10 protein-coding genes are annotated in these 15,625 nt (G+C 52.2%); 7 read left to right on the top strand and 3 right to left on the bottom strand.

The window, feature by feature from the left end; translation table 11 throughout:
• The first annotated feature begins 882 nt into the window (after nt 1-882).
• A complete protein-coding gene (rcsD, locus tag ACRCWW_RS01240) occupies nt 883-3,558 on the top strand; it encodes a phosphotransferase RcsD (protein WP_438680763.1) in 2,676 nt (891 codons plus the stop codon).
• A 16-nt stretch (nt 3,559-3,574) separates the two neighbouring features.
• Nucleotides 3,575-4,225: a response regulator transcription factor RcsB gene (rcsB, locus tag ACRCWW_RS01235; protein WP_001061913.1), complete on the top strand. Its 651-nt coding sequence runs from the start codon at nt 3,575-3,577 to the stop codon at nt 4,223-4,225.
• 94 nt (nt 4,226-4,319) lie between these two features.
• On the opposite strand, the gene rcsC is transcribed toward rcsB, so the two are convergent.
• Together rcsC and gyrA are read right to left on the bottom strand one after the other, a co-directional pair.
• Entirely contained in the window at nt 4,320-7,169 is a 2,850-nt protein-coding gene (gene rcsC, locus ACRCWW_RS01230; protein WP_438680762.1) for a two-component system sensor histidine kinase RcsC, read from the bottom strand.
• A gap of 117 nt (nt 7,170-7,286) precedes the next feature.
• Nucleotides 7,287-9,929, bottom strand: a complete 2,643-nt coding sequence (gene gyrA / locus ACRCWW_RS01225) for a DNA topoisomerase (ATP-hydrolyzing) subunit A (RefSeq protein ID WP_438680761.1) — start codon at nt 9,927-9,929, stop codon at nt 7,287-7,289.
• Nucleotides 9,930-10,088: 159 nt separating this feature from the next.
• Between gyrA and ubiG the strand changes: the two genes are divergently transcribed.
• The 5 genes from ubiG to ACRCWW_RS01200 all read left to right on the top strand — a co-directional run bounded on the left by ubiG (nt 10,089) and on the right by ACRCWW_RS01200 (nt 15,502).
• Nucleotides 10,089-10,814: a bifunctional 2-polyprenyl-6-hydroxyphenol methylase/3-demethylubiquinol 3-O-methyltransferase UbiG gene (ubiG, locus tag ACRCWW_RS01220; RefSeq protein WP_438680760.1), complete on the top strand. Its 726-nt coding sequence runs from the start codon at nt 10,089-10,091 to the stop codon at nt 10,812-10,814.
• 347 nt (nt 10,815-11,161) lie between these two features.
• Nucleotides 11,162-13,447: a class 1a ribonucleoside-diphosphate reductase subunit alpha gene (gene nrdA, locus ACRCWW_RS01215; RefSeq protein WP_438680759.1), complete on the top strand. Its 2,286-nt coding sequence runs from the start codon at nt 11,162-11,164 to the stop codon at nt 13,445-13,447.
• A gap of 113 nt (nt 13,448-13,560) precedes the next feature.
• A complete protein-coding gene (gene nrdB, locus ACRCWW_RS01210; protein WP_404657354.1) occupies nt 13,561-14,691 on the top strand; it encodes a class Ia ribonucleoside-diphosphate reductase subunit beta in 1,131 nt (376 codons plus the stop codon).
• On the top strand, nt 14,691-14,945 hold the full coding sequence (gene yfaE, locus ACRCWW_RS01205; protein ID WP_404657353.1) for a class I ribonucleotide reductase maintenance protein YfaE: 255 nt from the start codon (nt 14,691-14,693) through the stop codon (nt 14,943-14,945). Before nrdB ends, yfaE begins: the two co-directional genes overlap by 1 nt.
• 200 nt (nt 14,946-15,145) lie before the next feature.
• Nucleotides 15,146-15,502 (top strand): DUF4760 domain-containing protein, encoded by a 357-nt coding sequence (locus tag ACRCWW_RS01200; protein ID WP_438680758.1) that lies wholly within the window; start codon nt 15,146-15,148, stop codon nt 15,500-15,502.
• A gap of 40 nt (nt 15,503-15,542) precedes the next feature.
• Here ACRCWW_RS01200 and ACRCWW_RS01195 read toward each other — a convergent pair.
• Nucleotides 15,543-15,625: hypothetical protein (locus ACRCWW_RS01195; protein WP_259293634.1), on the bottom strand; the 83-nt coding region annotated here is incomplete at its 5' end.

Here is a 15,625-nt window from a genome sequence, read left to right as displayed (position 1 = left end):
TCTAATTTGTTGCCGTCTTTGTTATAAATTTCAGCCGCATTTGCTGCGCCTGCTACCAGCAGTGCTGGTACCAGGAGGGACAGTACTTTAACTTTCATGTTATTAACCCTCTGTTATATGCCTTTTTTATCGCCACTGCTTACTGATTAACCCTCTAATCAGTCGGCAAACCCATTGTGCTGCAAAATGCAGAAATATCCAACAAGAAAATGATACGAGAACTTTTAAGGTGTTTCAAATTACCCATTAGGTGTTTCAATATGTAAATTAAAGGGAACTTTTCGATGCTACAAAAAGCCAAAAAATATCGCACCAATAATCAAAAAATATGAAAAACACAATAAAATCAATGCAATAAACACCTTATTCGGTATAGCACTGAATGACAAAACAAAATGCTCAGCGAGCTCTAAAATAATCGACGCTATCATCATTAACTTTATTTATTACCGTCATTCAGTTCTGAATGTCTGTTTACTCAAATTTCTACCGGGTGCATCGCATCCGGTTTTTTTTTACCCTTCTTTACGCAACCTTAATAGTTATGTGCTACCGCCACGAAATTATAATGACTATTAAGTAATCATCCTCACTGGAAAAATTTCCCTTTAGTACTACCAGTTAAATAATCTCTTGTTAATTAGTGCTATTTTTCCGACGCTCATCGTAAATATTTGTACAGAAAGTGTAACGATGTACATCTTTATTCTGCACACTGTGGAGGTTGCTCAGAAAGCCAGCAACAGGCGGCAGAATGTGGAAATTGGCGTATTAGGCTTTATACTGCCTGCTGGACTTGCCTTAGCAGAGAGCCATTTCGGGCAAGGCAGTAAGAAAGTTTTCGCGCTCTTCTGGTGCAGTCATCATGGATTACACACGCTAATGAGTCATTCCGACACGCCTTTCCCTAACAAATTCTCCCTCATCCCCGGGAGCATCACCCGTTTCTTTCTGCTGCTGATCATCGTCCTGCTGGTGACGATGGGGGTGATGATCCAAAGCGCGGTGAATGCGTGGCTTAAGGATAAGAGTTATCAGGTCGTCGACATGACTCATGCTATTCATAAGCGTGTCGATACCTGGCGCTACGCGACGTGGCAAATCTATGACAACATCGCCGCCTCTGCGACCTCCACGCCTGGCGAAGAAGGTCTGCAAGAAACTCGCCTGAAGCAGGATGTTTATTACCTCGAAAAACCACGCCGTAAAACCGAAGCGCTGATCTTTGGCTCCCACGATGGCTCTACTCTCGACATGACGCAAAAGATGTCGACCTATCTGGATACGCTTTGGGGTGCCGAAACGGTGCCGTGGTCGATGTATTACCTGAATGGTCAGGATAACAGCCTGATCCTGATTTCGACCCTGCCGTTGAAAGATCTCTCTGCCGGTTTCAAAGAATCTTCCGTTGGCAGCATTGTCGACTCCCGCCGGGCGGAGATGCTTCAACAGGCCAATACGCTCGACGAACGCGAAACGTTCTCTTCTCTGCGTCGGCTTGCCTGGCAAAATGGCCACTATTTCACTCTGCGCACCACCTTCAACCAGCCAGGCCACCTGGCAACCGTGGTGGCGTTTGATCTGCCTATTAATGATTTGATCCCGCCGGGCATGGCGCTGGACAGCTTCCGCCTGGAGCCAGATCCGTCGCAAAGTAATCTGCGCAATCAGGATAAAGAAGCCGCGGACAGCGTCAGCATTAACTTTAATAGCTCGCGCATTGAAATCGCTTCATCGCTGAATTCAACGGGAATGCGGCTCGTCTGGCAGGTGCCCTTCGCCACGCTGATGATGGACACGCTGCAAAACATCCTGCTGCCGCTGTTGCTCAACATCGGCCTGCTGGCACTGGCATTATTTGGCTATAACACATTTCGTCATTACTCTGGCCGTCGCCAGGCAGACACGGGCGTACCTTCGGCCGCGAACAACGAGCTACGCGCGCTGAAAGCGATTAATGAAGAGATTGTTTCCATCCTTCCGCTGGGTTTGCTGGTTCACGATCAGGAATCGAACCGGACGCTTATCAGCAATAAAATTGCCGACCACCTGTTGCCGCACCTGAATCTGCAAAACATTACCAGCATGGCAGATCAGCATCAGGGCGTCATTCAGGCGACCATCAACAACGAGCTTTACGAGATTAGTCAGTTCCGCAGTCAGGTGGCTCCGCGTACGCAAATCTTCATTATTCGCGATCAGGATAAAGAAGTGCTGGTGAACAAAAAGCTCAAACAGGCGCAGCGTCTGTACGAGAAAAACCAGCAAGGGCGCATGGCGTTCATGCAAAACATTGGCGATGCCCTGAAGCAACCGGCCAAATCACTGGCTGAAGAAGCAGGTGCTGTCGACGGTGAGCAGCATCTGAAACTGGCCCAACATGCCGATAGGCTGGTGCGACTGGTTGATGAAATTCAGTTAGCCAACATGCTGGAAGGCGACGGCTGGAAAGGCACCTCTGTGCTGTTCTCCCTTCAGGATTTAATTGATGAAGTGGTGCCTGAAGTTTTACCCGCGATTAAGCGCAAAGGCTTGCAGCTCCTCATTAACAACCAGCTAGCGGCCAGCGAGCAACGTCACGGCGACCGGGATGCCCTGAAGCGCATCCTCCTGCTGCTGATTCAGTACTCGGTCACCACCACGCAAATCGGCAAAATCACTCTCGAAGTGGGTGAGGATGAATCCGCGGAAGATCGCCTGACCTTCCGTATCCTCGATACCGGCAATGGCGTCAGCAACAGTGAAATCGATAACCTGCACTTCCCTTTCCTTAATGAAACGCAGGAAGACAGTTTTGGCAAAGCCAATGCCCTTACTTTCTGGCTTTGTGATCAGCTGGCACGTAAACTTGGCGGGCATTTGAACATCAAAGCGCGGGAATCACTGGGTACGCGCTACTCGCTACACGTGAAGATGGCGCCTCGTGAAGAAGAAGCGGAAGCCGAAGAGAAACTGCTGGATGAGGTTATCGCGATGGTCGATATCACCTCGAATGAAATTCGCAGTATCGTTATTCGACAACTTGAAAACTGGGGCGCGAGCTGTATTTCCCCGGACGAAAGACTGACGAGTCAAGAATATGATCTGTTTTTGACAGATAATCCGTCTAATCTTACTGCGCCTGGCTTGCTTTTAAGCGATGATGAGGCCGGTATTCGTAAGATTGGCCCAGGACAACTGCGGGTAAACTTTAATATCAGTAACGCTATGCAGGAAGCTGTGCTCCAGCTGATAGAAGAGCAGCTTGCACAGGGAGAATTACTGGGAACGCCAGCTGGCGTAAATGAGAACGCTGAGCTCCATGCCAGCGGTTATTATGCGCTGTTTGTAGACACGGTACCGGATGATGTTAAGAGGTTGTATACTGAATCAGCGACAAACGATTTTGCTGCGCTGGCACAGACGGCTCACCGCCTGAAAGGGGTGTTTGCCATGCTCAATCTGGTACCCGGCAAGCAGTTATGTGAAACGCTGGAGCATCTCATTCGTGAGAAAGATGCCCCCGGCACAGAGAAATATATCAGCGACATTGACGCCTACGTCAAAAGCTTGATGTAGCAAGGTAGCCTAATACATGAACAATATGAACGTTATTATTGCCGATGATCATCCGATTGTACTGTTCGGTATTCGCAAATCACTTGAGCAAATCGAGTGGGTGAATGTCGTCGGCGAATTTGAAGACTCCACTGCACTTATCAATAATCTGCCAAAACTGGACGCCCATGTGCTGATTACCGACCTCTCCATGCCTGGAGATAAGTACGGTGACGGTATTACGCTGATTAAGTACATCAAACGCCATTTCCCGGGTCTGTCGATTATCGTCCTGACCATGAACAACAACCCGGCCATCCTGAGTGCGGTGTTGGATCTGGATATTGAAGGGATCGTCCTGAAACAAGGCGCACCAACCGATCTGCCTAAAGCGCTGGCAGCGCTGCAGAAAGGTAAAAAATTCACCCCGGAAAGCGTCTCTCGCCTGCTGGAAAAAATCAGCGCGGGTGGCTACGGCGACAAACGTCTGTCACCGAAAGAGAGCGAAGTACTGCGCCTGTTTGCAGAAGGTTTCCTGGTCACCGAAATCGCCAAGAAGCTGAACCGCAGCATTAAAACCATCAGTAGCCAGAAGAAATCGGCGATGATGAAGCTCGGGGTGGAAAACGATATCGCCCTGCTGAACTACCTCTCTTCCGTGACCCTGAGTCCGGCAGATAAAGACTGATTCATCAGGCTTCGCTGAAAACACAAAACCCCGGTTCGCCGGGGTTTTTTCTTGCTATGCCCGTGCAAACGCAGTGCCGCCGGGCAGTTCACCCTCAGGACTCTCTGCTTTTCCTGACCCGCGCTGCATACACCGCCAGCGTCTGTTTCAGCACATCGAGCGTTACCGGCTTGGACAAGCAGCTGTCCATGCCTGACTCCAGACAGCGCTGTTTCTCTTCAGCCAGCGCATTCGCCGTCACCCCTACCACCGGCAGCGTCAGCCCTAACTGGCGGATACGCTGCGTCAGGCGATAGCCATCCATATTCGGCATGTTCACGTCACTCAGCACAATATCAATGTGGTTCTTGCTGAGAACATTCAGGGCATCCACACCGTCGTTGGCGGTTTTACACTGATACCCCAGCGATCCGAGCTGATCGGCCAACAGGCGTCGGTTAATCGGATGATCATCCACGACGAGGATCATCATGTCATCGTTCGCATCATGGAGACTCTCTGCGGACGGCAGCGCACCAGTGCCGTGCTCATTTTCCACTTCAATGCGGTAAATTCTGCCCAACAGCGACAGTAGCTCATGCGGAGAAGCCACGCTGTGGATCCACTCCCCTGCCGCACGTTCGAGCGGAATGCCGATATGACGACGGCAGAAAATGATTGCCGCGCGCCCGGCCCACGGCTGCACGAGCTCGTCGTCCGAAATCAGCATATCGTCACTTTGCGGCGTCTGGCCTTCGTAACGAAGTACTTCGACACCGTGACGTGTCAGCAGGGACTCAACAAACTGTGCCAGCGAAGCATTATGAACGGCAAGCCAGCAGCGTTTACCTGCCAGCCCTTCAATCGCCGCTGGGGTCGTATTCTGCACGCCGTACAGGGGAATACGGATGGTGAACTGACTTCCCATTCCCGGCTCGGTGTCCACGGAGATATCGCCGTCCATCATGCTGATCAGCTTCTCGCAGATTGCCAGCCCTAATCCGGTGCCCTGGAAATTACGCTGCACCCCCGTCCCGACCTGGAAGAACGGATCAAACAGGCGAACCACTTCTTTGGCCGGGATACCCACACCAGTATCACGCACGCTGATGCTCAGATAATTGCCGTTTCGCTGCAGATGCAAAATAATGCAGCCGATGTCGGTAAATTTAATCGCATTACTCAGCAGGTTAGAAATCACCTGCTGTAAACGCATCGGGTCACCCATCAACTGCTGTGGCACGTCTGGCTCGACAAAGCAGTACAGCCCTAACTGTTTACGCACCACCAGCGGTAAATAGTTGGCGGTGATGTGGCTCATCACCTCGCGCGGTGAAAACTCGCGTGGCTCGATTTTCAGTTGCTCAGACTCAATTTTTGAGAAATCGAGAATATCGCTGATGATCTTCAATAACAGGCCAGACGAGTTATTCATCGCCGTCACCAGCCTGTCCACCCCTTTCGGCAGCTCTTTGGTCTGCAATAAATCCAGGTTGCCGATAATGCCGTATAACGGGGTACGCAATTCATGGCTGACGGTGGCAAGGAACATCGATTTTGACTGGCTGGCCTGCTCTGCTGCCTGAGCCATTTCCTGTAGCGACTCTTCCATTTTCACGCGTGAACTGACGTCCACCAGCACGCATATCGCCACGTTTTCGTTACGATAACGGGAATGCACGAAACTGATTTGCAGGTTGGTATTGTTACTGGTCAGCACATCCACAAAGTTAACCTGCTGGCCGCAGATGATTTGGGTCAGCCGTTGCCGATCTTCGTGAGTCAGCATGTTGAGATAATTATGCGCCAGCTCGTTACTCAGAATGTTGGTGCCATCCTGAGTACGCAAAATACAAATCCCGACTGGTGCGGAAGCGACGATTTTACGGTTGAACTGCTCATGCTCTTCCAGTCGCTGTGCATCGGCTTCAGCAGGCAGGAAAATGCGCCGCTCATACATTCGCGCCATGGTAAACAACGCAAAGCCCGTGAGGATATTGAGCAATACGGCGTTGAGAATGAGCATTCTTATTCGCTCAAGTACCAAATCAACCGGCACGGAATAGACAATACTCAGTGAAGAGGGCGGCAAGCTTTTCTTCAGCACCAGCTCGCGCAAACCGGAGGTATAGCCGAACCACGCCCGCTCCTGCATCCAGTGCGGATCGATTTTCAGCTTATTTTCACCGCCCGTGAGCGCAATCAACGACTGGCCGTTTTCATCCAGAATATTCACGCCCATCGGCATGCTGCCGGGGGTAAAGAAGTTTTCCATGCGGATAGTCTGCTCAGCGCCCAGCAGCGCCTGCAAACGGTTAGCCAGGTACACGGGCGTCAGCGCATAGAAATAGCCCACCCCAGGACGTGGCCCCTGGCTAATCCAGAACAGGTTATTGCCACGTTCGTCCTGCGGCGCATTGCGATATTTAACGATACGCTCGTGCAGCGTTTTCAGCGCCTGATCGCGCTCCATCGGCATTTCACGCAGGCCAAAATTGGCCATGCACAGATTGTCGCTGCCAATCAGAAACACACGGTTGAGATCGTAGGCGGCAGAAAAATTATCTCGCCAGTAACGCATAAACCAGGCCAGCGACTCCAGAGAGCCCCGCCAGGTGTTGCTCATCGCGCCGCAATCGGAATCCTGAAACAGGGGCTCAAACTCCGGAACTTCAGTACTGTCTGTTGCGGCACGCGAAGAGAGCACGCCGTTTTCCGCACTCAGTCGGTTTTCCGCAATGTACTTCAGCTCCTTCATGACATCAGAGGTTCGCTGAATGTAACGCTGGGCCTGATCGTAACTGAGGTTAAACTCCTGACGAATTTCAGCCTCTTTGCTGTGCAAAGCGTTGACGATGTAGAAAACAGAGACGAAGGCAATCAACAGCCAGAGCAGCAGAGCCAGTGCCCGAAACAGATAGCGGGAAACTTTTAGCGTTGTGCGGAAGGAGACGAGGTATTTCAACGTTTAGCCGTGTGCGTACAAAAAGATGCGATTAAGGTAGCGGTAAATGCCCCCTCCCGCAACGTTCAAAGAAAAAGGGCCAGCTTTCGCTGACCCTTTGGCGGTTATTTCAGACGATTACTCGTCTTCATCATCCGCTACGTCATCTTCGGCGTCGGTATCGGTTTCTGGTGCGATTTCATCATCACCTTCCGCCACGCTGCCATCGATAGCGTCGAGCTCTTCGTCGTCTACCGGCTCGGCAACACGCTGCAGACCCACAACGTTTTCATCTTCCGCAGTACGAATGAGGATAACGCCCTGAGTATTACGGCCAACCACGCTGACTTCTGACACGCGAGTACGCACCAGCGTACCTGCATCGGTGATCATCATGATCTGATCGGTATCTTCAACCTGCACCGCGCCAACCACAGAACCATTACGCTCGGTCACTTTGATCGAGATAACACCCTGTGTACCGCGTGATTTGGTTGGATATTCCGTTTCAGCCGTACGCTTACCGTAGCCGTTCTGGGTCACGGTCAGCACCGCGCCTTCTCCGCGTGGGATAATCAGCGACACAACTTTGTCTTCACCTGCAAGCTTGATACCGCGAACACCGGTCGCGGTACGGCCCATGGCACGTACTGCGTTCTCTTTAAAGCGCACCACTTTACCGGCCGCAGAGAACAGCATCGCTTCATCGTTACCGTTGGTCAGATCAACCCCGATCAGCTCATCGCCTTCGTTCAGGTTCACCGCGATGATCCCGGCAGAACGTGGACGGCTGAATTCGGTCAGTGCAGTTTTCTTCACGGTACCGCTGGCGGTTGCCATGAAGACATTAACGCCTTCTTCGTATTCACGAACCGGCAGGATCGCAGTGATTCGTTCGTTCGCTTCCAGCGGCAGCAGGTTAACGATTGGACGACCACGCGCGCCACGGCTCGCTTCCGGCAGCTGATAGACCTTCATCCAGTACAGGCGACCACGGCTGGAGAACAGCAGGATCGTGTCGTGGGTGTTGGCGACCAGCAGGCGGTCAATAAAGTCTTCTTCTTTAATACGTGCGGCCGATTTACCTTTACCGCCACGGCGCTGAGCTTCGTAATCGGTCAGCGGCTGATACTTCACGTAACCCTGGTGAGACAAGGTCACCACAACGTCTTCCTGATTGATCAGGTCTTCGATGTTGATGTCTGCCGTGTTCGCCGTGATTTCGGTGCGGCGCTCATCGCCAAACTGTTCACGAACCAGCTCCAGCTCTTCGCGGATCACTTCCATCAGACGGTCTGCGCTACCCAGGATGTGCAGCAGTTCAGCAATCTGCTCCAGCAGCTCTTTGTATTCGTCGAGCAGTTTTTCATGCTCAAGGCCGGTCAGTTTCTGCAGACGCAGGTCCAGAATCGCCTGAGCCTGTTGCTCAGTCAGATAGTACTGACCATCACGTACGCCGAACTCTGGCTCAAGCCACTCAGGACGCGCAGCGTTATCGCCCGCACGTTCCAGCATTGCCGCTACGTTACCCAGCGCCCATGAACGCGCGATCAGGCCAGCTTTCGCTTCAGCCGGAGTCGGCGCCTGACGAATCAGTTCAATGATCGGATCGATGTTCGCAAGGGCAACCGCCAGCGCTTCGAGGATGTGCGCACGATCGCGTGCTTTACGCAGTTCGAAGATGGTACGGCGAGTCACCACTTCACGACGGTGACGAACGAATGCGCTCAGAATATCTTTAAGGTTCATGATCTTCGGCTGGCCATGGTGCAGAGCAACCATGTTGATACCGAAGGAAACCTGAAGCTGAGTCTGGGAATAGAGGTTGTTCAGGACAACTTCACCCACCGCATCACGCTTGATTTCAATCACGATGCGCATGCCGTCTTTATCGGACTCGTCACGCAGCGCGCTGATCCCTTCCACGCGTTTGTCTTTGACCAGCTCGGCGATTTTCTCAATCAGGCGCGCTTTGTTCACCTGATACGGAATTTCATGCACGATGATGGTTTCGCGGCCGGTTTTCGCGTCAGCTTCCACTTCCGCACGGGCACGAATATAAATTTTGCCACGGCCGGTACGGTACGCTTCTTCAATGCCACGACGGCCATTGATGATGGCCGCTGTCGGGAAGTCTGGCCCTGGAATGTGTTCCATCAGCCCTTCAACGGTGATGTCTTCATTTTCGATATAGGCGAGACAGCCGTTGATCACTTCCGTCAGGTTGTGCGGTGGAATGTTGGTTGCCATCCCTACTGCAATACCGGATGAACCGTTTACCAGCAGGTTAGGAATTTTGGTTGGCATGACGTCCGGAATTTTTTCCGTGCCGTCATAGTTATCCACGAAATCGACGGTTTCCTTGTCCAGGTCAGCAATCAGCTCGTGGGCAATTTTCGCCATACGGATTTCCGTATAACGCATCGCTGCGGCGGAGTCGCCGTCTACGGAGCCAAAGTTACCCTGACCGTCAACCAGCATGTAGCGCAGCGAGAACGGCTGCGCCATACGTACGATAGTGTCATAAACGGCGGTATCACCATGCGGGTGATATTTACCGATGACGTCACCCACGACACGGGCAGATTTTTTATAGGCTTTATTCCAGTCATTGCCCAGTACGTTCATGGCGTATAGTACGCGACGGTGTACCGGTTTCAGGCCATCTCGGACATCTGGAAGCGCACGGCCAACAATCACCGACATCGCATAATCCAGATAAGAGTTCTTTAACTCTTCCTCAATGTTGACCGGTGTAATTTCTCTCGCAAGGTCGCTCATCTAACCGCTATCCCTCTACATGTTTCCCGGATTCAAAGGTCGCAAATTATAACACAGCAGACCGGATTGAGGTAAACCAATAGCACCTGCACAACGCTTTATTCGCGCCGGGGTGCTGATATACTCTTTGGCCTGATGAAAAAAGGAGTCAATGCGCCCATGAATGCCGAAAAACCGCCGGTGGCTAACGTCGATCACGACGAAATTGCGAAATTCGAAGCTGTCGCCTCACGCTGGTGGGACCTGGAAGGGGAATTTAAACCGCTGCACCGTATTAACCCGCTGCGCCTTGGCTACATTGCCACCCGCTCCGGCGGTCTGTTCGGGAAGAAAGTGCTGGATGTCGGCTGTGGTGGCGGGATCCTTGCGGAAAGTATGGCCCGTGAAGGCGCGAAAGTGACCGGGCTGGATATGGGCTTTGAGCCGCTTCAGGTGGCGCGTTTGCATGCGCTGGAAACCGGCATTCAGGTGGAATACGTCCAGGAGACCGTCGAAGATCATGCGGCAAAGCATGCTCAGCAGTATGACGTCGTCACCTGTATGGAAATGCTGGAGCACGTTCCCGACCCGCAATCCGTGGTTCAGGCCTGCGCAAAACTGGTTAAACCCGGCGGTCAGGTGTTCTTTTCCACCCTCAACCGCAACGGTAAAGCCTGGCTGATGGCAGTCGTCGGTGCCGAGTATGTTCTGAAAATGGTGCCGAAAGGCACGCACGACGTGAAGAAATTTATCAAGCCAGCTGAACTGTTGGGGTGGATTGACCAGACTACCCTGCAGGAACGTCATATGACCGGGCTGCATTACAATCCCATCACGGACAAATTTAAGCTCGCTGCGGGCGTTGATGTTAACTACATGTTGCATACAAGCGCAAAAATCGCCTAAGCACATCACCTTTTCTTATATAAATTGCGCGACATCATGTTGCGCATTTATACCCCTCCGTTGAAGAAATCAGCACTCGATCAAATTTTCATTTTTTTTTCTGCAATATTGACATCACGTCCAGGCCTTACAGTACGAGGACTTAGCCTTTTTCACTCTTTGACAACCTCAATTTAACGTCAAAATCAACCCTTGTACTCAAAAGAATCCTTACTAGAATACTCACCATATAGCGTTTCAATTATCAAAGAACCCCTACATATAGTATTTATCCACAGAGTTAGTCACAGCGACTCCATTGTGGATAAACGGGGGATATTTTTCATTTCACGGACAGGGTAAAGCACATGAATCAGAGTCTGATGGTGACTAAGCGTGATGGCGGGACTGAGCGTATCGATCTCGAAAAAATCCATCGCGTGCTGGATTGGGCCGCGGAAGGGCTAAACAATGTTTCCATTTCTCAGGTTGAACTGCGCTCTCACATCCAGTTCTACGACGGCATCAAAACCGCCGATATCCATGAGACCATCATCAAGGCCGCCGCAGACCTGATTTCTCGCGATGCCCCTGACTACCAGTACCTGGCCGCACGCCTGGCGATTTTCCACCTGCGTAAAAAAGCTTACGGTCAGTTTGAACCGCCAGCGCTCTACAACCACGTCGTGAACATGGTTGAGCTGGGTAAATACGACAGGCATCTGCTGGAAGACTACACGGAAGAAGAGTTCAAGCAGATGGACGGTTTTATCGACCACTGGCGCGACATGAACTTCTCTTATGCCGCAGTGAAGCAGCTGGAAGGGAAATACCTGGTTCAGAACCGTGTCACCGGCGAAATCTACGAGAGCGCTCAGTTCCTTTACATCCTGGTTGCCGCGTGTCTGTTCTCTAACTACCCGCGTGAAACCCGTCTGGACTACGTGAAGCGTTTCTATGATGCCGTGTCCACGTTCAAAATTTCACTGCCTACGCCAATCATGTCTGGCGTGCGTACCCCAACTCGCCAGTTCAGCTCTTGCGTGCTGATCGAGTGCGGCGACAGCCTGGATTCCATCAATGCCACCTCCAGCGCGATTGTGAAATACGTCTCTCAACGCGCAGGTATTGGTATCAACGCTGGTCGTATCCGTGCGCTGGGCAGCCCGATTCGCGGCGGTGAAGCGTTCCACACCGGCTGTATCCCGTTCTACAAACACTTCCAGACTGCGGTGAAATCCTGCTCTCAGGGCGGCGTACGTGGTGGTGCTGCCACGCTGTTCTACCCAATGTGGCATCTGGAAGTGGAAAGCCTGCTGGTCCTGAAAAACAACCGTGGTACCGAAGCGAACCGCGTGCGTCACATGGACTACGGCGTGCAGATCAACAAACTGATGTACACCCGTCTGCTCAAAGGGGAAGAGATCACCCTGTTCAGCCCGTCTGATGTGCCGGGTCTGTACGATGCGTTCTTCGCTAATCAGAATGAGTTCGAGCGTCTGTATGTGAAATACGAAAAAGACGACAGCATCCGCAAGCAGCGCATTAAAGCGGTAGACCTGTTCTCTCTGGTGATGCAGGAACGTGCTTCCACGGGCCGTATCTACATTCAGAACGTCGACCACTGCAACACCCACAGCCCGTTTGATCCGGTCGTTGCGCCAGTGCGCCAGTCTAACCTGTGCCTGGAAATTGCCCTGCCGACCAAACCGCTGAATGACGTCAACGACGAAAACGGTGAAATCGCCCTGTGTACGCTGTCAGCGTTTAACCTTGGCGCTATCGACAGCCTCGACGATCTGGAGGAGCTGGCTATTCTGGCTGTACGTGCGCTGGACGCCCTGCTCGACTATCAGGATTACCCCATTCTGGCCGCGAAACGTGGCGCAATGGGCCGTCGTACGCTGGGTATCGGTGTGATTAACTTCGCTTACTACCTGGCGAAGCACGGCAAGCGTTACTCCGATGGCAGCGGCAACAACCTGACCCACAAAACGTTCGAAGCGATCCAGTACTACCTGCTGAAAGCCTCCAACGAGGTGGCGAAAGAGCAAGGCGCGTGCCCGTGGTTCAACGAAACCACTTACGCCAAAGGCGTGCTGCCGATCGACACCTACAAGAAAGACCTGGATGCGATCGTTAACGAGCCGCTGCATTACGACTGGGAAGGCCTGCGTGAGTCGATCAAAACTCACGGTCTGCGTAACTCCACGCTGTCTGCCCTGATGCCGTCTGAGACCTCTTCACAGATCTCTAACGCCACCAACGGTATCGAGCCGCCGCGCGGCCACGTCAGCATCAAAGCCTCGAAAGATGGCATTCTGCGTCAGGTGGTGCCGGATTACGAAAACCTGCAAAACGGCTACGAGCTGCTGTGGGAAATGCCGAACAACGACGGCTACCTGCAACTGGTCGGCATCATGCAGAAGTTTATCGACCAGTCTATTTCGGCGAACACCAACTATGACCCGACGCGCTTCCCGTCTGGCAAAGTGCCGATGCAGCAGCTACTCAAAGACCTGCTCAACGCCTATAAATTTGGCGTGAAAACCCTGTACTATCACAACACCCGTGATGGCGCAGAAGATGCCCAGGACGATCTGGCACCGTCTATTCAGGACGATGGCTGCGAAAGCGGCGCATGTAAGATCTGATATTGACCCTCACCCCGGCCCTCTCCCTAAAAGGGAGAGGGAGCAAACCATTCCCTCGCCCCTTTGGGGAGAGGGTTAGGGTGAGGGGAAAACACACAACAGGATCCCCTTCCATGGCATATACCACTTTTTCACAGACGAAAAATAACCAGCTGCTGGAGCCGATGTTCTTCGGCCAACCGGTTAACGTAGCCCGTTACGATCAGCAAAAATATGACATCTTCGAAAAGCTGATCGAAAAGCAGCTCTCCTTCTTCTGGCGTCCGGAAGAGGTCGATGTGTCCCGAGACCGCATTGACTACCAGGCGCTGCCGGACCACGAAAAGCATATCTTCATCAGCAACCTGAAGTACCAGACGCTGCTGGATTCCATTCAGGGTCGTAGCCCGAACGTGGCGCTGTTGCCGCTGATTTCGATTCCGGAACTGGAAACCTGGGTGGAAACCTGGGCGTTTTCTGAAACCATTCACTCACGTTCTTACACCCACATCATCCGTAACATCGTCAACGATCCGGCGACCGTGTTCGATGACATCGTGACCAACGAGCAGATCCAGAAACGTGCGGAAGGCATTTCCCACTATTACGATTCCCTGATCGAGCTGACCAGCTACTGGCATTTGCTGGGCGAAGGCACCCACACCGTCAACGGCAAAACCGTGACCGTGAACCTGCATGAGCTGAAGAAAAAGCTGTATCTGTGCCTGATGAGCGTGAACGCGCTGGAAGCGATTCGCTTCTACGTCAGCTTTGCGTGCTCCTTCGCGTTTGCCGAGCGCAAACTGATGGAAGGTAACGCCAAAATCATTCGTCTGATTGCACGTGATGAAGCCCTGCACCTCACCGGCACTCAGCACATGCTGAATCTGCTGCGTTCAGGCCAGGACGATCCGGAAATGGCAGAGATTGCCGAAGAGTGCAAACAAGAGTGCTATGACCTGTTCGTGCAGGCCGCCGTTCAGGAAAAAGAGTGGGCAGAATACCTGTTCCGTGACGGTTCGATGATCGGCCTGAACAAAGACATTCTGTGTCAGTACATCGAGTACATCACCAACATCCGTATGCAGGCTGTCGGTCTTGATCTGCCGTTCCAGACTCGCTCTAACCCAATCCCGTGGATTAACACCTGGCTGGTGTCTGACAACGTTCAGGTTGCCCCGCAGGAAGTGGAAGTGAGCTCTTATCTGGTCGGTCAGATTGATTCTGAAGTCGATGCCGACGACCTGAGCAACTTCCAGCTCTGATGAGCCGCGTTACGCTTCGCATCACTGGCACACAAGTGCTGTGCCAGGAAGAACACCCTTCCCTGTTGGTGGCGCTGGAATCGCACAATGTGGCGGTGGAGTTTCAGTGTCGCGAAGGGTACTGCGGATCGTGTCGCTGCCGTCTGGTTTCCGGCCAGGTTGACTGGCTGATGGAACCCCTGGCCTTTGTCCAGCAGGGGGAAATTCTTCCCTGCTGCTGTAAGGCCAAAGGCGATATCGAAATCGAGATGTAATATCCGAACGGGATATTACATTTTTCCTGAAGCCTCACCGCAATTTTTATATCGCCTTCCCTTTCTTCCGGTTTAGTACTTGATGCTCCCCCTCGCCCGCTTTATTCTGCGCTCACAATAATTATCCCGCAGGAGAATAAAATGTTATTACATGATGAATACGAAGGTTTCTGACCTATTATTCAGGGAGGATAGTAAACATGGATGTTAATCAACTCGCCATTCTGAATACCTTTTCACAAATCACCACCGCAGCGGCGATGCTGCTCAGTCTTATTATCGCCTGTGCAGCCATCGACCGGCACCAGCGCACCGCGCGTAAGGCGCAAACAGCCACATTCCTCTACGAAAGTCGTTTTGACAAGCGCTACATCGACGGCTTGCATGCGCTGCGTGCCATTCATTTGTCGGGGAAGTCTTTTCGCCGCTATATATTCCCGCCACAGACACTGACGTCGCAAGAAAGCAAAGAAAGACAGCAACTGGTTTATTGCCTTAACTTTTATGAACGGCTTGCCGTGGGGATCCACCACGGTATTTATGGCTTTGTTGAATAAATCAGATTTCGGGTAAGTCTCCCCGAAGCAGGTTGTGTTTTCAGGCAATACGCACGCTTTCTGGCATACCTGCTTTCGTCATTTTGTTCAGCGCTCGCACCATGGCCATTGCCTCCGCAACCT

This window comes from Scandinavium sp., assembly GCF_051650185.1.
In the GTDB taxonomy this organism is placed as follows: Bacteria; Pseudomonadota; Gammaproteobacteria; order Enterobacterales; family Enterobacteriaceae; genus Scandinavium.
Note: the sequence above shows the minus strand (reverse complement) of the source record. Positions and strands in the feature narration are given on the sequence as shown.